Below are 20,415 nucleotides of genomic sequence, written 5' to 3'. Positions count from 1 at the left end.
CTTAACTATGGTTGTGCGTCATTGGATCAGTATGGCGGCAGACATTGAGCCCCTCGAATTTGACGTCCGGTGACCAGTCGGTGAAATACGCCTTGCCCTTGATGGTATGGCTGGAGACGCCCATGCCCAGATTGCGGGTGGCCGGTTCGTTGCCGATGCTGTTGTCGAGGTAGGAGACGTCGCGGAGCGCCACAGGGGTGCCGCAGATGAAAACGGTGCTCGATCCGTTGGCTAAGTCCTTGGCAAAGGCAGTGTTGACGTAGGGGACTACGACTGGGCCGGCGCTCGGAGGCGGTGGGCTCCAGCAAGGATCGGGACTGACCACGGATTTTCCGTCGGCAGCCTTGGAACAAATTTCGTTATCGTTGGCGTACACGTGAGTTTCCATCTCATCCTTCCAAATTGTGGCGCAGGATGATCGCACAGCGATCACCGTTATCGTTTGCTAGATGCAGCAGGCCCAGCTGGCCCGGAGAGAGTGCCGGCTCAGCCATGTCACACAGCAGCCAAGCCAGCATCGCCAGACCGGCTACCGCGCCAACTTCGCCGATCTTGTCGGCGATGGTCAGTTGCGCGAGCCGTTGACCGCCGAAAGTCACACGCGTTATCGCATTGGCGGCGTCCTTAGAAAAGAACTGTTCGCCGTTCTGGTCACTGATGCGAAACGCCAACTCGGTCGGTTCGAGCTTGGCCTGCTTGCACGCAGCGCGAATCGCTTCGGTCAAGCCCTTGCCGCGCGAGGGGACACTGCCATCGTGGCGTCCGGGTTCGTGTGCTTGGCCCACGCCCTTGATGTGCAAACCAGGTGCATCGACGGTAGCCGCGCGCAGCACGACAGCGGCGGCGGCCTCGCCCGGGACAAAGCCGTTACTGTTGCCCGGCACGAACAGACGTTCGTCCCGCAGCGCGGCATTGATGTCGCCCGCATTGAGGTAGCTGTCGACTCCGAGCACTAGGACCTGCTCGGCTTCTTCACCGCCCAGCTGTCGCGCGCTGTGCAGGAGCGCCTCTCCCAGGCCCGTACGGTCTTGGGACAGCACATTGATGCGGTGCGCATCGGCGCCAAGCTGGAGGGCCGCACCGGCGTCATGCTCGTCGCGCAGTCGTTCGAGCACGTCGCGCACGATGCCGCCGTAGACCGCAGGATCGGCATGTGCGCGCGCCGGCCCCGGCGCAAGTACGATCACGGCGGTGCGGCGAGCACAGTACAGGGAGGCTGGGTCCGTCATCCCGGAAGCGCAATCGCGTAAGACGAACTCCACCCAGCGTGCGAGGCGCTCGGTACCGAATAGAGCATCGGGCAGACATGCCACGTTAATCCGGTCCGATCTCGGGGTGAAAAAACCGCTAGCCTGGAAGTGGTCCATGTTGGCGCGCATAGCATGCACAGCGGCCTGCAAATGGTAGCCTAGCGAGCAGCACAACCCGGCCGCATGGACGCGAAGGCTGCGCTCGTGGCTCGTAGGCTGCGCGCTGCGCGCTTGGTATGGTCCGTTCATGCGCCCTCCGCTTGCTGCTCAGGTTGCGCCGCACCCCCACCACAGCCAGCGCACCCGTCGCCCAAGGCTTTCTGGTCCCAGAATGCGGCGCTGAGCGGGCCCACCGAGACCGTGGCGAACTCCTGGATGCGGCGCATGACTGGGAAGCTAGCGCGCCAGACCACGCTAAAGCGCTCCTCATCGGGCTCGAAATACAATGTATCGGCCGGCGCCAGCAATTCGTCCCCGGTATAGTCGTTGCGCAGGATGCGCATGCTGACGTTATCGAGCCGCGGCAGCTTGAAGCGCACGTCAGGGCGGCCAGCCATCATGTTGCGCAGGATGACCTGTTCTCCGCCGGTCGGATACTCCATCTGTTGGTCGGCCGGCGCGCACTGATTGAACTGCTCGTCGAAGTCTTCCGGCATAAAAGGAAAAACGTCGCGCTGCCACTGTTCGTCATAGGTGCCGGCAAAGCCGGGACGCGGTTGCCAATGGCGTGCGATCGCGGAAAACGCCACAGGCATTTGCTTGCCATCGGGCTTGCGCACGGGCTCATCGAGCGCCTCCAGGCAGGGCGCCGGCTGACCATCGACATCCTCGTCGGCGCGCGCGCCGTACCAGCCCATACCGACTGGATTGGCCAGTTGAGCTTCAGTCAGAACGCGGGCATTTCCGCCCCAGCCTTTTTTATAGATGCGCGAGCCGCCAAATGCCATGCCGAAGTGCAGCGGCATGCGCAGGAACGGTTCTGCGTCGGAGAGCGACACCAAGCCAAGGCGCTTTTTCCAGTGACGCTTACCATGCGCCTTCAAGCCCTTCCGCAACGGCCCGACCTGCCACACCACCGCAAGTTCTTTTACCGGCACGCCGTCGGGCGCATGGGCGCTTGCATTGAACAGCACGTCGCAGCGCGGCTTAAAACGGGGCGTGTCGGCGCCGTACAGAATGGCGCTGTCCGCAGGGTCGCCGACGAACACGTCGGCTTGCTCCACCGCCTGCGGCGGGAGCGGGCGGGGACGCTGGCCGGCAACGGGGATTTGCCAGGTACCCTTGGCGACTACCACCAAATGCTCGCGACCACCGACATCGAGCGCGCAACTGATATCGACCGCGAGATGTTTTGAACCGAGGATGACTTCCACCTTGAACCCTGCGTTTAATTGATGTTGACGGAGCCACCCAAGATGCGTTGCGTGGCACTGGCGTAACTGGTGATGTATGTGCCGCGCAGCTCGATGCGGCCGTCGGCGCTCAGGATCAGCGCCGCATCGCCGCAGCGCAATTCGATCTGGCGTTCGGCTGTCAACGCGATCCGTTCGCCATCGAGCAGCACCTCGGCCGGCACGGGCGCGCCGGCTTGGGGCGCTGTCAGCATGAAGCCGAGGATGATCGGCCGCAGCGGATCGCAATCTTCGAAGCCGAGGGCTAAGGACTGCCCCACCTGAGTTCCATCGAGCGGGTTAATGCTGCGCGCCGGGATCCGGCTCAGACCCAAGGTCGGAATGCTGACCAGCGCCCCCCCGTTTATGTCGAAGCCGTCCAGGGTACCTACGGCGATGCCGTCGGCGCGCGTGGGAAGTTGCGGAGTCAGGATCATCACGTCGTGTAGAAGCTGGTCGGAGGCAACGGCCTCGTCTCGGGCATCAGCGATGGGTGCGACAGCCCCGTTCGTCTTGGCTTGGGTCATTAGTTTTCCTGGATTTTTTTGCCCTTCATGGTGATGTTGCCATCGGCCTTGAAGGTTTGTTCATCGGTGGTACCCACACTGAAGGTATGCCCATTAAACGTTATGGTGCCATCCGCCTTCATGACCAAGGTCGCCTTGCCGACCGTGATCGACAATTCTTCGCCAGCAGTGGTCGCAATTTTCTTGCCGACCTTGGTGATCTGATCTTCCCCAACCACGGTTGCCATGACCATACCGACATTCAAGTTGTAGCCCAAGCCCACGTTTTCCATGCGGCCCATGCCCACGTTCTGCATATAAGCCATGCCGATAGTCTCGGTTTTGAACTTGGCCACGTTGATCGACCAGCTCTTGCCGATAGTATCCTTCTCGTTCTTCACGACCGATTTCGTGCGGTTACCGCCGATATCGATAGTTTCGTTCTTGCCCACGTCTTCAGAGCGGTTGTCGCCGATGCTGATTTTCTCGTTGTGATCCACGCGTTCAGCACGGTTGTTATGGATCGTAATGGTCTCGTTGTTATCCACAGTCTCGGTGCGATCATGATGCACCGTAATGGTCTCGTCACGATTGACCGTCTCGGTTCTGTCGCGCTTGACGAGCGTGGTCTCGTCCCTATCGATAGTTTTTCGTCGGTCGTTGCCGACCCACTTGTCCTCGTCGTGCTCAACTTCGGTCAGTTGATCTTTTTCCGCATGCAGCCAGAGCTGCTCACTACCTTTTTTGTCCTCAAAGCGCAGCGCATTGGCGTTGTCGTAGCTACCGCCCGGCGTGGAACGCGAGAGGATGCCACTTTGCGTCTTGTTGGCCGGCAGTGTCCACGGCGGCATCGTGTCCGCATTCGGCACCATGCCGGTGATGATCGGACGGTTTGGATTCCCGTCTATGAATTGCACAAGAACTTCTCCGTTGATTCGGGGAATCGCGGTCACACCAAAGTTAGCGCCGGCCCACGGCGTAGCCACGCGAAGCCATGCCGAACTTTTTTCGTCGTTTGTGCCGGCCCGGTCCCAATGAAACTGCACGCGCACGCGCCCGAATTCATCCGTGTGAATCTCTTCGCCAGCCGGCCCTACTACGGTCGCGGTCTGGATGCCGTGGATTTTGGTCTCCACGCTGTTATGGTCGCGCCCGGCTCGATAAGGAATGATCTTGCGGATCGCGCGCAGCCGATTTTGGTAGTGGGATTCGGCAGTGTTTTTGACGTGATAGTTGTTCGACGCACTGTGAACTACTTCAAGAATCAGAAACTCACGCGCCTGGGCGTCGTTACCGGTCGCGCTGGCGTCAAAGTGGTCGGCGAGTCTGAACCAGCGCCCCGGAAGGACGCTGCGGTTATTCCCGGAACCTTCAAACTGCTTGCCAGCGGCCTCGAATTCTTCCATCCGCAACTGTGCCAGGGAGCGCCCGCCACCCGTGAAGCCGTATGCCCCGGTGTATTCGTACGATTCGATGCTCGGTACATTCCCCTGCTGACTCACTGTCGGCAGCGAAGTGTGAACAGGAGTAGGTGATTTGAAGTCAAAAGATGCGAGCGCTACTGCGCCCTGCATGATTTGCCGCGAAGGCGACCACTCGCCCAAGCCGTCCTCCTCTGCCTCGCCGCCATGACGTTGGAACCGGATCGAAGGATCGCCGTCGATTGACTCCACGCTGGTCGTGTCATCCGACAGCACCAGCTTGTGGCCGTTTTCCGAGTGTTCAAACCAATACACGATACCGTTGCCGACCCAGCGCCGCTCAAGAAAATTGCGGTCACTCTCGTCAAACTGGCAGCAGTCCGTAAGCACCTCGGTCGCGCCACTCACCCGCCAGTCCCACTCGGCCAGGCTGCCATAGTCGCCGAAGATGCTGGCGGTCTGCTGGTACATCGTAGTGTAGTGGAAGAGGTAATTATCCTTCCGCATCGCCAGGTACTTGTACCAAGGACCGAGCAAGGCTTCGTAATACGACACCCCGCCATCGGCCGTTTTGAGGGAAAAGCTGAAGACGATCCCGGTGAAGTAGCGCAGCGTGCCATCGCGGCGAACCAACTGTACACACAGCATCTTTCCCTGCATATCCTTGAGCGGGATGTCGGGATTGTCAGACAGCAGTTCGACGCGGAACTCGAAGGGCTTTGATTAGCTCTCGAATGCTTCCAGCTTGTTGATGAGCAACTGACCAGAAGGGGCGTCTTGGTTTGGAAACGACAAGCACAACAAGCGATTGTGCTGACGGTCCCCAACGAGGTCACGTAAGACGGTCAAAGCTCTACTCATGCTCTATTCCAATATCGCAAGTTGACTGGGGGACGGGTCGTGGTTTATTGCACAGGCAGGGCCACACGAAGGGGTCTATATTATCACAGTTATCATTAACGCATTATTCACATGCAATATTTGTTGTATTTTCCGCAGGCTTTTTAAAGCCGAGCGCACCGTCAAAGATCCTCAAGGTAGCCGCCAAATCACCCCGTCCTGATCAGAAAATTGTATTGTGGCAATATTTTTCTCTTTCTGACTCTTCAAAAACTTTCGCCACCGAAAAATTTTTTGAGCACGATACCGATTGGCCTACACGTAGACCGGAGGGTGACCTTTGCCTCCCCCCCACCTCCCTCCATCCGCATTTCCGTACCCGCTGCGGCGCTACAGATACGTACGGCTGTCAAGAAGTCGTCCGCAGCCGTTCACCATTTTTTGTTCTCCAACACAGCAGCGCCCATCTCGGCAAAATGGGTTACAGCGCGTCCTAGGCCGACGTAAGGGGGCTGCTTAGCCCCATCAGGCGGCACGACGTTCACGCTCGAAGATAGCCTTGTGCTCGGGCCCTTGCGTACCTCAGGCTCGGGAATGCAGACCCGAAGTACGTTAAAGTCGACTAACCCGCGCTCTCGGGCGCGATGTCGGCAAATTTAACAAGGGAGAGTCTCACTCCAGCTCAAACGGCTGGCCGAGGCGATCGGCGGTAAGCGGCCAGCCGAGTCACCTTCCGGTGCCGTTTAAGACGGCGTAGAGTTCGGGAACGGTAGCAGCGAATCGATCTTGCTGTTGGGGCAGGTTGGAAGTTTTTCGAGAGTGTGGGCGAGCCAGCGCGCAGGGTCAAGGCCATTGAGCTTGGCGGTGGCGAACAGGCTTTGGATCGCGGCGGCGCGGCGACCGGCCCGCTCTGAGCCGGTGAACAGCCAGTTCTTTTTGCCGATGGCGATAGGACGTATCGCGTTCTCGACGGGGTTGTTGTCTATTGGCAGACTGCCCGAACTGGCATAGCGCTGCAGTGCTGGCCAGCGCTTGAGGGCATGCTCGATGGCTTTGGCGGTACCACTGCCTGCAGCGACAGTGCGCTGGGTAGCAAGCAGCCAAGTATGCAGGTCGGCAAGTGCTGGGACGGCCTGCTGTTCGCGCAACGCGAGCCGCTGCACCGGCGTCATGTCCGCCGCCTGCTGTTCGATGGCATACAGCTTTGCAATGCGGCGCAGGGCCTCCTCGGCCACGGGGATACCGCTGGCGGCATGCACGTCAAAGAACTTGCGCCGGATGTGGGCAAGGCATGCGAGCTCGGTCGGGCCCGCTGCAAGCAGCGCTTTATAGCCGATGTAGTCATCAACCATCAGATGCCCACGCCAATCCCGCAGGAAGGCGCGCGCATGCGCGCCAGCCCGGCTGGTCTGGTAGTCGAACACGACCATCGACGGCCCTTTGTCGAGCACATTTGAGCGGTAAGCCCAAAGATATGCATGCTTTGTCTTGCCGCTGCCAGGATCGAGTTGGCGCACCGGTGTTTCGTCAGCATGCAAGCAACTTCGTTCCCTGAGCAGTTCGGCCAACCGGTCTGCTAGCGGCTGCAAAGCCACGCCGATGCGCCCGATCCATTCGCCCAGCGTAGAGCGCGCCAGTGGCACGCCATCGCGGGCAGCGATTTGTTCGATCCGATAAAGCGGCAAGTGGTCCAGGTATTTGCACACCGCGATCCAGGCCAACAGGCCAACTGCGGCCATGCCCCCATCAATGACGGCCGATGGAATCGGCGCAGCCGTCACCGTTTCGCAAGGCCGGCACGCATACTGCGGACGAACGTGGCGGTGCACGAAGAAGCGCGCTGGCTCCACGTCAAGCTGCTCGCTGACGTCTTCGCCAATCTTGACCAGGTCGGCGCCACACTGCCCGCACTGGCACGACTCGGGCTCATGACGATGCTCGATGCGCTCCAGGTGCGGTGGCAGTGGCTGACGGCCAGCACGCTTGCGCTCGCGCTTGGTCGGCGCCTGACTTTGGAGTTCCTCGTCAATGGCCGCGAGGTCCATATCGACAGTTTCGTCAAATAGCATGCGCTGTTCGCCAACCAGCGCTTCGCTGGCCTTGCCGAACCGTACTCGTTTGTAATAGGCCAGTTCGAACGTCAGCGCTTTGATCTTGAAGTCGTTCTCTGCAAGCACCGCATCCTGCCGCGCCAGCTTGGCCTGCTGCTGCTCGAACAACGCTTGCACCTTCGCCAGGGCGGCGGGAGCGATGTCCAGATCGGCAAGTTCGTTGAGCAGTTCCATGGCTCAGTAGTGTAACGAGCATGATTGCCGTTTACAAGCGAAACAGTTTACGTTTCACAGTCGCCACTGCGCCGGCGCCGGTGCCGACAGGCGCTGCCAGTCCACGCCGGCCACTAACCATTGCCATTGCTCAGCGCTCATCTGCCAGCACGAATCGCCAGGTTGGGGCCACACGAACTGGCCACGGTGCAGACGGCGCAGGCACATCCAGACGCCGGTACCATCCCAGCACACGAGCTTCAGGCGCGTACGGCGGCGGTTGGCAAACACATAGGCCGTGCCGTCGCATGGCGGGCGCCCCAGTGCCTGCTGCACGTGCAACGACAGCCCGTCGATCCCGGTACGCATATCCACCGCAGCTGTCGCCAGCCAGATCGCATCGGCGGCGATCTGCATTACAACTCGCGCATCAGTTCGGCCAGCCAGGCAGCGGCTACATCGCCTGGCAAGGTCAGCGTCCAACCGCGCTCACTGCGCAGGCTCATCGCGGTCGCAGCCGAAGAAACGGCAGGCAAGACACGCACCGGCAACAGCGCCGGCACGGTCTGCGATTTCGTCAACCGCCGCACCCAATACCCAACCTGGCGCACTGGAAACCCGTTTTCCATCGCGTAGGCCCGCATCGACGTGCCGCTCGCTTGCCATAGCGCAATGCGCTCTTGCCACACCTGTTCACGTTCTTTGTTCACCACCAGCTTCCCCCTGATCTATCGAGGAGCCAAGTGTGACCTCGTCAAACAAGAAATCACAGGTGGATGGGCTGGGCGCTTACAGCGCGCATGTGCGTCAGGCGCCATGCTAACCGAACGGCCGCAACCCCAACCGATACCCGCATGGCGCAAGGGGCGCCACTAGGCAAAAAAAAGCCAGGCTGAGCCTGGCTTCTTTCTACGTACCGCGCCGATTACTCAGCGGTTGGTGCGTCTTCAACTTCGGTGACTTCTGGACGGTCCATCAGTTCAACGTAGCACATTGGTGCATTGTCGCCAACGCGGAAACCCATTTTCAGGATACGCAGGTAGCCGCCATTGCGGTTTGCGTAACGTGGGCCGAGTTCGGCGAACAGCTTCAACACCATTTCGCGGTCGCGCAGGCGGGCGAATGCCAGACGCTTGTTGGCCAGGGTGTCGGTCTTGCCCATCGTCAGGATCGGCTCGACTACGCGGCGCAGTTCCTTGGCTTTTGGCACGGTGGTTTTGATGGCTTCATGACGCAGCAGGGAAACGGTCATGTTGCGCAGCATTGCCAGACGGTGGGACGAAGTACGATTCAGCTTGCGAAGGCCGTGACGGTGACGCATGGTAATTCCTTTCGAGTTGTTTAAATCCAGCTCTTCGATCGCCTCTCAGCGCGGGCCGGTTTGTATGGAGTGATAAATGCCCGGAACACCTGTCCCGGACAGTGCTGCGATTACTTCTCGAGGCCGGCTGGTGGCCAGTTTTCGAGCTTCATGCCCAAGGTCAAGCCGCGCGATGCCAGCACTTCCTTGATTTCGTTCAGGGACTTGCGGCCCAGGTTCGGCGTCTTGAGCAGTTCGTTTTCCGAACGCTGGATCAGGTCGCCGATGTAGTAAATATTTTCTGCTTTCAGGCAGTTGGCCGAACGCACGGTCAGTTCCAGGTCGTCGACCGGACGCAGCAGGATCGGATCGACCAGCGGTGCGCGCGAAGGAGCTTCGGCAGCCGCTTCGGTGCCTTCCAGCGCCGCGAACACATTCAATTGATCGACCAGCACGCGGGCCGATTGACGGATCGCTTCTTCCGGCGTGATGACGCCGTTGGTCTCGATGTTGATCACCAGCTTGTCGAGGTCGGTACGCTGTTCGACGCGGGCCGATTCAACGAAGTACGACACGCGGCGCACCGGCGAGAACGAGGCGTCCAGAATGATGCGGCCGATCGTCTTGTTGGTGTCTTCCGACAGGCGACGCACGTTACCAGGCACATAGCCGCGGCCTTTTTCGACCTTGATCTGCATGTCCAGCTTGCCGCCAGCGGTCAGGTGGGCAATCACGTGGTCTGGATTGATCAGTTCGACGTCATGCGGCAGGTCGATGTCCGAAGCCAGGATCGCGCCTTCGCCTTCCTTTTTCAAGGTCAGGGTGACGGAATCGCGGTTGTGCACTTTGAACACAACGCCTTTCAGGTTCAGCAACAGGTCGACCACGTCTTCTTGCACGCCGTCCAGGGACGAATACTCATGGACAACGCCGGCGATCGTCACTTCGGTGGGCGCGTAGCCAACCATCGACGACAGCAGTACGCGGCGCAACGCATTACCCAATGTGTGGCCATAGCCACGCTCGAACGGCTCCATCACGACTTTGGCGTGACCGGCACCGAGGGCTTCTACATCGATAATACGTGGCTTCAACAGACTGTTTTGCATGAAATGTCCTTTTCAATACCCTCGGCTCATTACACCGATAAGGCTGATGGCATTAGTGAAAACGCCCACTCCAGGGAGCGGGCGGGGAATCGGGTCATTGCGCGGCCAACAAGCCGCGCAATCGAGCCGAGTATTAACGCGAATACAGTTCGACGATCAGCGATTCGTTGACGTCGTTGGCGATCTCGTTACGCTCTGGGAACGAACGGAAGGTGCCTTCCATTTTCTTCGAGTCAACCGAAACCCAGCTAGGCATACCGACTTGTTCAGCCAGGGACAGGGCTTCAACGATACGCACTTGCTTTTTCGACTTTTCGCGAACAGCGATGACGTCGCCGGTCTTGACAGCGTACGAAGCGATGTTCACAACGTTACCGTTGACGGTGAACGCTTTGTGGCTGACCAGCTGGCGCGCTTCGGCGCGGGTCGAGCCGAAGCCCATGCGGTAGCAGACATTGTCCAGACGCGCTTCCAGCAAACGCAGCAGCGCTTCGCCGGTGTTGCCCTTGCGACGGTTCGCTTCAGCGAAGTAGCGGCGGAACTGACGCTCGAGGACGCCGTACATGCGCTTGACTTTTTGCTTTTCGCGCAGCTGGTTACCGTAGTCCGAGGTACGAGCACCGGATTTGACACCGTGCTGGCCTGGTTTGACGTCCAGTTTGCATTTCGAATCGAGCGAGCGACGTGCGCTCTTGAGGAACAGGTCCGTACCTTCACGGCGGGAGAGTTTTGCTTTAGGTCCGATATAACGTGCCACAATGTTTCCTTTAGAATAATGACGCCCCGGCGGCATCCTGTGATGCTGGCCAGGCGCTAGTCCGTGCGCAAACGCGCCAGACGGTGGCTGACAATAAACCCGTGCGAAAAAATCGCGACAGGCGACAACAGCCGGGCAGTATACCCTATTCGGGGACTGCGCCGGCGATCATCAACGACTAATTTACAACGAACGGCCGAAACTTGCGTTCCGGTCGCCAGCGGGCCGTATCAGATACGACGACGCTTTGGTGGACGGCAGCCGTTGTGCGGCACTGGCGTCACGTCCTGGATTTCGGTGATCTTGATACCCAGGTTGTTCAAAGCGCGAACAGCCGATTCACGACCAGGACCTGGGCCCTTGATACGCACTTCGAGGTTCTTCACGCCGCATTCGACAGCGACCTTGCCTGCTGCTTCAGCCGCAACCTGCGCTGCGAACGGGGTCGATTTACGCGAACCCTTGAAGCCAGCACCGCCGGACGTCGCCCACGACAAGGCATTGCCCTGGCGATCGGTGATCGTGATGATGGTGTTGTTGAACGATGCGTGGACATGTGCGATGCCTTCAGCGACGTTCTTTTTAACTTTTTTGCGAACGCGTGCTGCTGCGGCGCTGCTTTGTTGCTTAGCCATGGTGTTGTCCTATTATTTCTTAAGCGATTGTGCGGCCTTGCGCGGACCCTTGCGAGTACGAGCATTGGTGCGTGTACGCTGGCCGCGGCAAGGCAGACCCTTACGGTGACGCATACCGCGGTAGCAGCCCAGATCCATCAAACGCTTGATGTTCATGGACAGTTCACGACGCAGATCGCCTTCGACTACGAAAGTGCCGACGGCATCACGCAGTTTTTCCAGTTCGCTGTCGTCCAGGTCCTTGACCTTTTTATTGGTCGCAACACCCGTTTGTGCGCAGATCTTCTGTGCGCGCGGGCGGCCAACACCGTAAATGGCGGTCAGGCCAATGACGGTGTGCTGATGATTGGGGATATTAACCCCTGCAATACGTGCCATTCGTTATCCTCAATAAATAACGTTAAATTAACCTTGACGCTGCTTGTGACGCGGTTCCACGCAGATTACGCGGACGACGCCTTTGCGCTTGATGATCTTGCAGTTGCGGCAGATCCGCTTGACTGATGCGAGAACTTTCATATTTGCACTCTCTTATGTTCGGATTGATTACTTAAATTTACTTGGTCCGGAACACAATGCGGGCCCGGCTCAGGTCGTACGGCGTCAACTCCACCGTGACTTTGTCGCCGGGCAGGATGCGGATGTAGTTCATCCGCATTTTACCCGATATGTGTCCGAGCACCACGTGCCCGTTTTCCAGCTTTACTCGAAACGTTGCATTAGGGAGATTCTCAAGAATCTCGCCCTGCATTTGTATGACGTCGTCTTTTGCCATTCGGTCTGTACACTCCTGGTTCGCGGTAACCGCCGGTTAGCGCGTCGGAATTCCGCCCTTGAAATTTGCCTTGCGCAGCAGCGATTCATATTGCTGCGACATGACGTAGTTTTGTACTTGAGCCATGAAGTCCATGGTGACAACCACAATAATCAACAGGGAAGTACCGCCAAAGTAGAATGGCACTTTCCAACGGGCTTGCATAAATTCCGGCAACAAGCACACTAAAGTGATGTACACCGCACCGGCCAGTGTCAAGCGCATCAGGATCTTGTCGATATAGCGCGCCGTCTGGTCGCCGGGACGAATCCCCGGCACGAATGCACCGCTCTTCTTCAGGTTATCCGCTGTTTCCTTGCTGTTAAAGACCAGCGCCGTATAGAAGAAACAGAAAAATACGATTGCCACTGCATACAACAGAGCATGGATAGGCTCGCCTGGCCCCATCGATGCCGCCAAGTCTTTCAGGAAGCCGATCACTGGGCTGCTCGAGTCTTTGCCTTTCGTGAACCAATCCACGATGGTGGCAGGGAACAAGATGATCGACGATGCGAAGATCGGCGGGATCACGCCGGCCATGTTCAGCTTCAAAGGCAGGTGGCTGGTTTGGCCGCCCATGACTTTGTTGCCGACTTGACGCTTCGCATAGTTGACCAGGATCTTGCGCTGGCCACGTTCGACAAACACCACACCGTAAGTAACGAATCCGACCAGGATCACGATGAAAATCGCTGACAGGTTGCCGATAGCGCCACTGGAAACGAGCGAGAACAGATTGCTCAGCGCCGAAGGCAGGCCAGCGGCAATGCCGGCAAAGATGATGATCGAAATACCGTTGCCCAGACCACGCTCGGTGATTTGCTCGCCGAGCCACATCAGGAACATCGTACCGGTCAACAGCGATACCACCGCCACGAACCTGAACGCCATGCCGGGCTCGATCACCAGATTCGGCTGCGATTCCAATGCCACGGCAATCGCCGTCGCCTGGAACAGTGCCAGCACCACCGTGAAGTAGCGCGTGTACTGGGTGATCTTGCGGCGCCCGGACTCGCCTTCTTTCTTCAATGCCTCGACGGCCGGAATTGCCAGGCCGGCGAGCTGCATGATGATCGAAGCCGAAATGTACGGCGTAATTCCGAGTGCGAATACTGCCGCGCGCTGCAGCGCGCCACCCGAGAACATGTTGAACATGCCCAGGATGCCGCCTTGATTCCTGCTGAACGCCGATGCCAGTTCCTCTGGGTTGATCCCTGGAACAGGGACATGGGCACCCAGACGGTACACGACCAAAGCGCCGAGCAAAAACCAGAGCCGGCCCCAGGGGAAACCGGCCGCTGCACTTTTACCAAGTTGTGAATTAGTCGCCAATTTATGCTCCGATCAAGCTGTTAGCCTGCAACTTACGCTACCGTGCCGCCAGCTGCTTCGATGGCCGCTTTCGCGCCTGCCGTTACTTTCAAGCCCTTGAGGTTCACCGCTTTGGTGATCTCGCCGGACAGGATCACGCGCACATCGCGCGCCAGCACTTGCAGAACGCCTGCTTGCTTGAGCACCAGGATGTCGACATCGCCGACCGCCAGGTTGTTCAGGTCGGACAGACGCACTTCAGCCTTGAACGTTGCATTGAGCGACTTGAAACCACGCTTAGGCAAACGGCGCTGCAGAGGCATCTGACCGCCTTCGAAGCCGACCTTGTGGAAACCGCCCGAACGCGACTTTTGACCTTTGTGGCCACGGCCAGCGGTTTTACCGATGCCCGAACCAATACCACGGCCTACGCGGCGCTTGTAATGCTTGGCGCCTTCAGCTGGTTGAATTGTATTCAATTCCATTGTTTTCTCCGTTCATAAGCCCGAAGGCTTACGAAACAACTTTAACGAGGTACGAAACTTTGTTGATCATGCCGCGCACCGAAGGGGTGTCTTCCAGCTCGGAAACCGAGTTGACCCTACGCAGACCCAGGCCGCGAACGGTAGCGCGATGCGATTCGCGCGTGCCGATCAGGCCCATGACCAACTGAACTTTGACTGTTTTGGTAGCTTGTGTCATTTTGTCCGCCTTAAGCCAGAATGTCTTCAACCGACTTGCCGCGTTTAGCAGCGATATCGGAAGCAGTACTCATTTTCGACAGACCGTCCAGGGTAGCGCGGACCAGGTTGTATGGGTTCGACGAGCCCGTGGATTTCGCCACGACATCGGTTACGCCCATGACTTCGAAGATAGCGCGCATTGCGCCACCAGCGATGACGCCGGTACCAGGCTTGGCAGGCATCATCATTACTTTCGATGCGCCGTGACGGCCGGTTACTGTGTGGTGCAAAGTACCGTTCTTCAGAGGAACCTTGATCAGGTTACGACGGGCTTCTTCCATTGCCTTCTGCACGCCCACTGGCACTTCTTTCGATTTGCCCTTGCCCATGCCGATACGGCCATCGCCGTCGCCCACAACGGTCAGTGCTGCAAAACCCATGATACGACCACCCTTGACCACTTTGGTCACGCGGTTGATCGCGATCATCTTTTCGCGCATGCCATCATCCGGCTTGTCGCTTTGCATTTTCGCTTGCATTTTTGCCATGACGATTCTTCCTTAGAACTTCAGACCGGCTTCACGCGCGGCTTCTGCCAACGCCTTCACACGGCCGTGGTAACGGAAACCGGAGCGGTCGAACGCAACTTCGGTAATCCCTGCTTTCAGTGCTTTCTCGGCGACGCGCTTGCCAATCAGTGCGGCAGCGGCGGCATTGCCACCCTTGCCGGACTTGCCTGCCAGCTCGGCGCGAACTTCGGCTTCGGCGGTGGACGCCGAGACCAGGATTTTCGCGTCCGGGCTGATCAGGTTGGCGTAAATGTGCTGGTTGGTACGATGTACCGACAGACGATTTACTTTCAGTTCCGCGATCTTGATGCGGGTCTGGCGTCCACGACGCAGACGTGATTCTTTCTTGTCCATGGTCAGCCCTATTATTTCTTCTTGGTTTCTTTAAGCTTAACCACTTCGTCCACATAGCGGACGCCCTTGCCTTTATAAGGCTCAGGGGAGCGGTAAGCGCGCACTTCTGCAGCGACCTGACCAACCTGTTGACGATCGATACCCTTGATGATGATTTCGGTCGGGGTTGGGGTGGCGCAAGTCACGCCTGCTGGCATCGAGTGCACAACAGGGTGCGAGAAACCCAGCGACAGATTGAGCTTGTCGCCGGCGGCTTGGGCTTTGTAGCCCACGCCGACCAGGGACAGCTTCTTCTCGAAGCCTTTGGTCACGCCGGTCACCATATTGTTGACCAGGGCACGCAAGGTGCCGGACATCGCGTTCGACTCACGGCTGTCATCGACGACGTCGAAGCTCAGCGTGCCATCTTTGTTTTCTACTTTTACCAAGCCGTTCAGGGCCTGGGTCATGGTGCCCAACGGGCCCTTGACGGTGATCGCTGCTGCAGTGATCGCCACATCGGCGCCAGCTGGGACAGCGATCGGCATTTTAGCTACTCGGGACATTGTCGATACTCCTTAAGCCACGTAGCAAATAACTTCGCCGCCGACACCGGTGGCGCGTGCTTTGCGGTCCGTCATGACGCCTTGCGGGGTCGACACGATCGCCACACCCAGGCCATTCATCACGGTAGGGATGTCATCTTTGCCTTTGTAGACGCGCAGGCCCGGACGGGACACACGCTCTAAACGCTCGATGACGGGACGGCCAACGTAATACTTCAAACCGATCTTCAGTTCCGCCTTGCCACCAGCTGCGGTGACGGCGAAATCTTCAATGTAACCCTCGTCCTTGAGGACGACAGCAATCGCTACTTTAACTTTCGACGATGGCATGGCCACGGTCGTTTTTTGGACACCTTGTGCGTTGCGAATGCGGGTCAGCATATCGGCGATAGGATCGCTCATACTCATTGCATATTCTCCTATTACCAGCTTGCTTTAGTCATACCCGGAATCTCACCACGCATGGCAAATTCACGGAGCTTGATACGGGCCAGACCGAATTTACGGAATGTGCCACGTGGACGGCCGGTCACGGCGCAGCGGTTACGCTGGCGGGTCGGGGCCGAGTTGCGCGGCAATGCCTGCAACTTCAGACGGGCTTCATAGCGCTCTTCTTCCGACTTAGACTGGTCGTCGATGATGGCTTTCAGAGCGGCACGCTTCGGGGCGAATTTCTCCACCAGGTCTGCACGCTTCTGTTCGCGGTTAATCAGTGCTAGTTTTGCCATGATCTCAGTTTCTGAACGGAAATTTAAAGGCGGCGAGCAGAGCTTTCGCTTCGTCGTCGGTCTTAGCGGTTGTCGTGATGCTGATATTCATACCGCGCAACGCGTCAATCTTGTCGTACTCGATTTCAGGGAAAATGATCTGTTCCTTGACACCGATGTTGTAGTTACCACGGCCATCGAACGAACGGCCATTGACACCACGGAAGTCACGCACGCGCGGCAGGGCCACGGTGATGAAGCGATCCAGGAATTCGTACATACGGGCACCGCGCAGGGTGACCATGGTACCGATTGGATAGCCTTCACGGATTTTGAAACCCGCGATTGCCTTGCGCGACTTGGTGGTCACTGGCTTCTGGCCGGCGATCTTGGTCAGATCGGCGACAGCGTGCTCGAGAACCTTCTTGTCGGCGATGGCTTCACCCACACCCATGTTCAGGGTGATCTTGGTCAGGCGCGGGACTTCCATTGCCGATTTGTAGCCAAATTTGGCGACCAGGTCGGCAACGACCTTATCTTTATAAAATGCTTGGAGACGGGCCATGATGTCTTAAACCTTCACTACTTCGCCGGAGGACTTGAAAACGCGGACTTTTTTCTCGTCTACGATTTTAAAGCCCACGCGGTCTGCCTTGCCAGTCGCTGCATTGAACAATGCAACGTTGGACACGTGAATCGGCATTGTCTTGTCGACGATACCACCAGTTACACCGGTCATTGGGTTCGGCTTGGTCGCTTTTTTAGCGACGTTGATGCCTTCAACCACGACATGCTCAGCATCGATACGCTGCTGAACGATACCGCGCTTGCCCTTGTCTTTCCCGGTCAGAACGATGACTTCGTCGTTTTTACGAATCTTATCCATTACGACTCCTTACAGGACTTCAGGTGCCAGGGACACGATCTTCATGAACTTTTCAGTGCGCAGTTCGCGCGTGACTGGTCCAAAAATACGGGTACCGATCGGCTCGAGCTTGGCGTTGAGCAAAACGGCAGCATTGCCGTCGAACTTCACCAGGGAGCCGTCTTGGCGGCGCACACCTTTAGCGGTACGCACAACCACAGCGTTATAAATTTCACCTTTTTTGACACGGCCGCGTGGCGCAGCAACCTTAACGGTTACCTTGATCACGTCACCGATGCCAGCATAACGGCGCTTGGAACCGCCCAATACCTTGATGCACATGACTTCCTTGGCACCGGTATTGTCGGCTACTTCGAGCCGGCTTTCAGTTTGAATCATAGTATTCTCTTTCCCAACTTAAGCCGAAGAATCCCCACAATGTGGGCCTGCGGTCAGTCTTGGTCCCGCCAACCTCCCCTGCTGGGTCGATTGATTGGGTGATGGACTTTCCAAAAACTTTCGTTGCAGGCCGCGCCACCGGGGTGACTAATAATGCGGCGTTACATGAACGAAGCCCGCTAGTATCACATAATACTGGCGGGCCCGCAAGAACTTTTATCCGGAAGCTGGCTGCTGCACGACAAATGTGCAACACCCCCATCCGGCACTACTGGTCTTACTGGAAGAACCGCCCCGCTTGCGCCTGGACCGTCCCTCCGTCTTTAGCTCTTAGATCACTTGCGCTGCTTGCACAACACGAGTTACGGTCCAAGCTTTGGTCTTCGAGATCGGACGACCTTCTTGAATCTCGACCGTATCGCCGGTCTTGACCGAGTTGGTCTCGTCATGCGCGTGATACTTGTTCGAACGCATGATGATCTTGCCGTACAAAGGGTGCTTGACGTGACGCTCGATCAGGACGGTAACAGTCTTGTCCATCTTGTCGGAAACCACTTTACCGACCAAGGTGCGCTTCAGGGCGACTTTAGTAGTTTCGGTCATTTGGCTTCCTTCGAGTTCATAACAGTCTTCACACGCGCGATGTCGCGGCGTACCTTCTTGAGTTGCGAAGTGTTGCTCAGCTGTTGCGTAGCGATTTGCATGCGCATGCCGAACTGTGCCTTCAACAAATCATTCAGCTCTTTCTGAAGAGCTGCCTGGTCTTTGCCGCGGAGTTCTGTTGCTTTCATATACGACTCCTTTTATTGGCCGACTTGGCGGATGACAAACGTCGTCGCCAGTGGCAGTTTGGCGGCGGCCAGACGGAACGCTTCCCGGGCCAGCGTCTCATCGACGCCGTCCATTTCGTACAGTACCTTGCCTGGCTGAATTTCAGCGACGTAGTACTCCGGGTTACCTTTACCGTTACCCATACGGACTTCAGCTGGCTTGTTCGAAATTGGCTTGTCCGGGAAAATACGGATCCAAATACGACCACCGCGCTTGATGTGACGGGTCATGGCACGACGAGCTGCTTCGATCTGACGTGCTGTGATACGGCCGCGGGCAACTGCCTTCAGACCGAATTCACCGAACGAGACAGCGGTGCCGCGGGTGTGCGAAATGCCGGTGTTACGGCCTTTCTGCTCTTTACGATACTTCCTGCGTGCTGGTTGCAGCATGATTATTCTCCTGCTTTCTCAGCTGGTGCAGCAGCAGCCGCTTCCGGCTTCTTCACTGCGACTGCAGGACGAGCACGGACGACTGGAGCGCCAGTTGGGGTTGAACCTGGACGGCCTGGAGCACCGGCTGGACGCGGACGGCCTGCTGGCTTGCCATCGTCACGGCGCGGACCGCGGCTCTTCTTCTCGTCAGCCGGGGTATCGATGACTGGTGCATCGCCATTTGGCGCGCGGTCACCTTTGTATACCCAGACCTTGACGCCGATGATGCCGTAGGTCGTTGCTGCTTCGCTGGTACCGTAGTCGATATCGGCGCGCAGGGTGTGCAGAGGCACGCGGCCTTCGCGATACCACTCTTTACGGGCGATTTCGATACCGTTCAAGCGGCCCGACGACATGATCTTGATGCCCAGGGCACCCAGACGCATGGCGTTTTGCATCGCGCGCTTCATGGCGCGGCGGAACATGATCCGCTTTTCCAGCTGCTGCGAGATCGAATCGGCGATCAGCTGCGAGTCGATTTCCGGCTTGCGGATTTCTTCGATGTTCACGTGCACAGGAACACCCATGATCTTGGTCAGCGCCGACTTCAGTACTTCGATGTCTTCGCCTTTTTTACCAATGACCACGCCTGGACGCGAGCTGTAGATCGTGAAGCGCGCGTTCTTGGCAGGACGCTCGATGACGATGCGGCCAACCGAAGCGTTCTTCAGTTTCTTTTTCAGGAACGCACGTGCCTTGAGATCTTCGTTGAGCATTTGGGCAAAGTTACCATTGCCCGCGTACCAACGCGATGCCCAGTTACGGGTTACTGACAGGCGAAAGCCTGTTGGATGAATCTTCTGTCCCATCGTGACCCCTTAGTTGCCGACAGTCACGTAGATGTGACAGGATTGTTTTGAGATGCGATCACCCCGGCCTTTAGCGCGTGCAGTAAAGCGCTTCAGGATAGGACCCTTTTCAACGTAGATCTGGACGACCTTCAGCTCGTCGATGTCAGCGCCATCATTGTGCTCGGCGTTCGCGATGGCGGACTCCAGAACCTTCTTGATGATGGTTGCACCTTTTTTCGGGCTGAACTGCAAGATGTTGAGTGCTGCATCAACCTTCTTGCCACGGATCAGATCGGCAACCAGACGACCTTTTTGGTCGGACAGGCGCACACCTTTGAGGATAGCTTTGGTTTCCATTATTTCTTCGCCTTCTTGTCAGCGGCATGGCCCTTGAACGTACGGGTCAGTGCGAATTCGCCGAGCTTGTGACCAACCATGTTCTCGGAGATGTATACCGGCACGTGCAGCTTGCCGTTATGCACTGCGATCGTCAGGCCGATGAAGTCTGGCGAGATCGTCGAACGGCGCGACCAGGTTTTGACTGGCTTTTTGTCTTTGTTCGCTTGCGCGGTTTCGACTTTTTTCACCAGGTGGGCGTCGATAAACGGCCCTTTTTTCAATGAACGTGTCATGTCTTAT

At 57.7% G+C, this 20,415-nt stretch carries 32 protein-coding genes and 1 pseudogene; all 33 read right to left on the bottom strand.

Translation table 11 applies throughout. The features are described from left to right. Nucleotide 1: 1 nt before the first annotated feature. Nucleotides 2-376 carry a DUF4150 domain-containing protein gene (locus IV454_RS10475; protein ID WP_229522176.1) on the bottom strand — a complete coding sequence of 125 codons (375 nt, stop codon included), beginning with the start codon at nucleotides 374-376 and terminating at the stop codon, nucleotides 2-4. A 13-nt stretch (nucleotides 377-389) separates the two neighbouring features. Next, nucleotides 390-1,367 (bottom strand): hypothetical protein, encoded by a 978-nt coding sequence (locus IV454_RS10470; RefSeq protein ID WP_206091396.1) that lies wholly within the window; start codon nucleotides 1,365-1,367, stop codon nucleotides 390-392. Between the two features lie 128 nt (nucleotides 1,368-1,495). Continuing rightward, nucleotides 1,496-2,623, bottom strand: coding sequence for a DUF2169 family type VI secretion system accessory protein (locus IV454_RS10465; RefSeq protein WP_206091395.1), 1,128 nt, complete (start codon nucleotides 2,621-2,623; stop codon nucleotides 1,496-1,498). A gap of 14 nt (nucleotides 2,624-2,637) precedes the next feature. After that, nucleotides 2,638-3,168 (bottom strand): DUF6484 domain-containing protein, encoded by a 531-nt coding sequence (locus IV454_RS10460; RefSeq protein WP_229522174.1) that lies wholly within the window; start codon nucleotides 3,166-3,168, stop codon nucleotides 2,638-2,640. Beyond that, the gene (locus IV454_RS33665; RefSeq protein ID WP_379674785.1) at nucleotides 3,168-3,599 is read right to left on the bottom strand and encodes a bacteriophage T4 gp5 trimerization domain-containing protein; all 432 of its coding nucleotides are present in this window, start codon (nucleotides 3,597-3,599) and stop codon (nucleotides 3,168-3,170) included. Before IV454_RS33665 ends, IV454_RS10460 begins: the two co-directional genes overlap by 1 nt. Further along, nucleotides 3,597-5,279 (bottom strand): annotated as a pseudogene (locus IV454_RS10455) (type VI secretion system Vgr family protein); the annotation flags it as partial. The pseudogene IV454_RS10455 and the gene IV454_RS33665, both read right to left, overlap by 3 nt. An 872-nt stretch (nucleotides 5,280-6,151) precedes the next feature. Further along, complete coding sequence (gene tnpC, locus IV454_RS10450; protein WP_206091394.1) at nucleotides 6,152-7,693, bottom strand: IS66 family transposase; 1,542 nt, start codon at nucleotides 7,691-7,693, stop codon at nucleotides 6,152-6,154. 54 nt (nucleotides 7,694-7,747) lie between these two features. Beyond that, nucleotides 7,748-8,089, bottom strand: coding sequence for an IS66 family insertion sequence element accessory protein TnpB (gene tnpB / locus IV454_RS10445; RefSeq protein WP_206091393.1), 342 nt, complete (start codon nucleotides 8,087-8,089; stop codon nucleotides 7,748-7,750). Next, nucleotides 8,089-8,382 carry an IS66 family insertion sequence element accessory protein TnpA gene (gene tnpA / locus IV454_RS10440; RefSeq protein WP_146046867.1) on the bottom strand — a complete coding sequence of 98 codons (294 nt, stop codon included), beginning with the start codon at nucleotides 8,380-8,382 and terminating at the stop codon, nucleotides 8,089-8,091. The genes tnpB and tnpA overlap by 1 nt, the downstream gene beginning before the upstream one ends. 215 nt (nucleotides 8,383-8,597) lie before the next feature. Further along, complete coding sequence (gene rplQ, locus IV454_RS10435; RefSeq protein WP_054265843.1) at nucleotides 8,598-8,993, bottom strand: 50S ribosomal protein L17; 396 nt, start codon at nucleotides 8,991-8,993, stop codon at nucleotides 8,598-8,600. Nucleotides 8,994-9,103: 110 nt separating this feature from the next. Further along, a complete protein-coding gene (locus IV454_RS10430; protein ID WP_054265842.1) occupies nucleotides 9,104-10,081 on the bottom strand; it encodes a DNA-directed RNA polymerase subunit alpha in 978 nt (325 codons plus the stop codon). Nucleotides 10,082-10,214: 133 nt separating this feature from the next. Beyond that, entirely contained in the window at nucleotides 10,215-10,838 is a 624-nt protein-coding gene (gene rpsD / locus IV454_RS10425; RefSeq protein ID WP_054265841.1) for a 30S ribosomal protein S4, read from the bottom strand. Nucleotides 10,839-11,068: 230 nt separating this feature from the next. Further along, nucleotides 11,069-11,473, bottom strand: coding sequence for a 30S ribosomal protein S11 (gene rpsK, locus IV454_RS10420; protein WP_008444339.1), 405 nt, complete (start codon nucleotides 11,471-11,473; stop codon nucleotides 11,069-11,071). Between the two features lie 12 nt (nucleotides 11,474-11,485). Next, the gene (gene rpsM / locus IV454_RS10415) at nucleotides 11,486-11,851 is read right to left on the bottom strand and encodes a 30S ribosomal protein S13 (RefSeq protein WP_054265840.1); all 366 of its coding nucleotides are present in this window, start codon (nucleotides 11,849-11,851) and stop codon (nucleotides 11,486-11,488) included. A gap of 27 nt (nucleotides 11,852-11,878) precedes the next feature. Next, complete coding sequence (gene rpmJ / locus IV454_RS10410) at nucleotides 11,879-11,992, bottom strand: 50S ribosomal protein L36 (protein WP_010394471.1); 114 nt, start codon at nucleotides 11,990-11,992, stop codon at nucleotides 11,879-11,881. A 37-nt stretch (nucleotides 11,993-12,029) separates the two neighbouring features. Continuing rightward, the gene (gene infA, locus IV454_RS10405) at nucleotides 12,030-12,248 is read right to left on the bottom strand and encodes a translation initiation factor IF-1 (RefSeq protein WP_005663428.1); all 219 of its coding nucleotides are present in this window, start codon (nucleotides 12,246-12,248) and stop codon (nucleotides 12,030-12,032) included. Between the two features lie 36 nt (nucleotides 12,249-12,284). Further along, a complete protein-coding gene (gene secY / locus IV454_RS10400) occupies nucleotides 12,285-13,619 on the bottom strand; it encodes a preprotein translocase subunit SecY (RefSeq protein WP_054265839.1) in 1,335 nt (444 codons plus the stop codon). 32 nt (nucleotides 13,620-13,651) lie between these two features. Further along, entirely contained in the window at nucleotides 13,652-14,083 is a 432-nt protein-coding gene (gene rplO, locus IV454_RS10395; RefSeq protein WP_054265838.1) for a 50S ribosomal protein L15, read from the bottom strand. A 28-nt stretch (nucleotides 14,084-14,111) separates the two neighbouring features. Next, a complete protein-coding gene (rpmD, locus tag IV454_RS10390) occupies nucleotides 14,112-14,300 on the bottom strand; it encodes a 50S ribosomal protein L30 (protein WP_054265837.1) in 189 nt (62 codons plus the stop codon). Between the two features lie 10 nt (nucleotides 14,301-14,310). Further along, nucleotides 14,311-14,829 carry a 30S ribosomal protein S5 gene (gene rpsE / locus IV454_RS10385; RefSeq protein WP_054265836.1) on the bottom strand — a complete coding sequence of 173 codons (519 nt, stop codon included), beginning with the start codon at nucleotides 14,827-14,829 and terminating at the stop codon, nucleotides 14,311-14,313. 12 nt (nucleotides 14,830-14,841) lie between these two features. Further along, complete coding sequence (gene rplR, locus IV454_RS10380; RefSeq protein ID WP_054265835.1) at nucleotides 14,842-15,204, bottom strand: 50S ribosomal protein L18; 363 nt, start codon at nucleotides 15,202-15,204, stop codon at nucleotides 14,842-14,844. 11 nt (nucleotides 15,205-15,215) lie between these two features. Next, nucleotides 15,216-15,749 (bottom strand): 50S ribosomal protein L6, encoded by a 534-nt coding sequence (gene rplF / locus IV454_RS10375; protein WP_054265834.1) that lies wholly within the window; start codon nucleotides 15,747-15,749, stop codon nucleotides 15,216-15,218. Nucleotides 15,750-15,761: 12 nt separating this feature from the next. After that, entirely contained in the window at nucleotides 15,762-16,157 is a 396-nt protein-coding gene (rpsH, locus tag IV454_RS10370) for a 30S ribosomal protein S8 (protein WP_054265833.1), read from the bottom strand. A 14-nt stretch (nucleotides 16,158-16,171) separates the two neighbouring features. Then, the gene (gene rpsN, locus IV454_RS10365) at nucleotides 16,172-16,477 is read right to left on the bottom strand and encodes a 30S ribosomal protein S14 (protein WP_054265832.1); all 306 of its coding nucleotides are present in this window, start codon (nucleotides 16,475-16,477) and stop codon (nucleotides 16,172-16,174) included. Between the two features lie 4 nt (nucleotides 16,478-16,481). After that, complete coding sequence (gene rplE, locus IV454_RS10360; protein ID WP_054265831.1) at nucleotides 16,482-17,021, bottom strand: 50S ribosomal protein L5; 540 nt, start codon at nucleotides 17,019-17,021, stop codon at nucleotides 16,482-16,484. 6 nt (nucleotides 17,022-17,027) lie between these two features. Continuing rightward, nucleotides 17,028-17,342, bottom strand: a complete 315-nt coding sequence (rplX, locus tag IV454_RS10355) for a 50S ribosomal protein L24 (protein WP_054265830.1) — start codon at nucleotides 17,340-17,342, stop codon at nucleotides 17,028-17,030. A 9-nt stretch (nucleotides 17,343-17,351) separates the two neighbouring features. Further along, nucleotides 17,352-17,720: a 50S ribosomal protein L14 gene (gene rplN / locus IV454_RS10350; RefSeq protein ID WP_008444317.1), complete on the bottom strand. Its 369-nt coding sequence runs from the start codon at nucleotides 17,718-17,720 to the stop codon at nucleotides 17,352-17,354. A 330-nt stretch (nucleotides 17,721-18,050) separates the two neighbouring features. After that, nucleotides 18,051-18,323 carry a 30S ribosomal protein S17 gene (gene rpsQ, locus IV454_RS10345; protein WP_054265829.1) on the bottom strand — a complete coding sequence of 91 codons (273 nt, stop codon included), beginning with the start codon at nucleotides 18,321-18,323 and terminating at the stop codon, nucleotides 18,051-18,053. Further along, nucleotides 18,320-18,511, bottom strand: coding sequence for a 50S ribosomal protein L29 (gene rpmC / locus IV454_RS10340; protein ID WP_054265828.1), 192 nt, complete (start codon nucleotides 18,509-18,511; stop codon nucleotides 18,320-18,322). The genes rpsQ and rpmC overlap by 4 nt, the downstream gene beginning before the upstream one ends. Nucleotides 18,512-18,523: 12 nt before the next feature. Beyond that, the gene (gene rplP / locus IV454_RS10335) at nucleotides 18,524-18,943 is read right to left on the bottom strand and encodes a 50S ribosomal protein L16 (RefSeq protein ID WP_054265827.1); all 420 of its coding nucleotides are present in this window, start codon (nucleotides 18,941-18,943) and stop codon (nucleotides 18,524-18,526) included. A gap of 2 nt (nucleotides 18,944-18,945) precedes the next feature. Continuing rightward, complete coding sequence (gene rpsC, locus IV454_RS10330; protein WP_054265826.1) at nucleotides 18,946-19,794, bottom strand: 30S ribosomal protein S3; 849 nt, start codon at nucleotides 19,792-19,794, stop codon at nucleotides 18,946-18,948. A 9-nt stretch (nucleotides 19,795-19,803) separates the two neighbouring features. Further along, a complete protein-coding gene (gene rplV, locus IV454_RS10325; protein WP_181002795.1) occupies nucleotides 19,804-20,136 on the bottom strand; it encodes a 50S ribosomal protein L22 in 333 nt (110 codons plus the stop codon). Beyond that, entirely contained in the window at nucleotides 20,133-20,408 is a 276-nt protein-coding gene (gene rpsS, locus IV454_RS10320) for a 30S ribosomal protein S19 (protein WP_054265824.1), read from the bottom strand. The genes rplV and rpsS overlap by 4 nt, the downstream gene beginning before the upstream one ends. Between the last annotated feature and the right edge of the window lie 7 nt (nucleotides 20,409-20,415).

Origin of the sequence: Massilia antarctica (genome assembly GCF_015689335.1) — a bacterium.
Taxonomy (GTDB): domain Bacteria; phylum Pseudomonadota; class Gammaproteobacteria; order Burkholderiales; family Burkholderiaceae_D; genus Telluria_A; species Telluria_A antarctica.
This window is presented reverse-complemented; position numbering and strand designations above follow the sequence as displayed.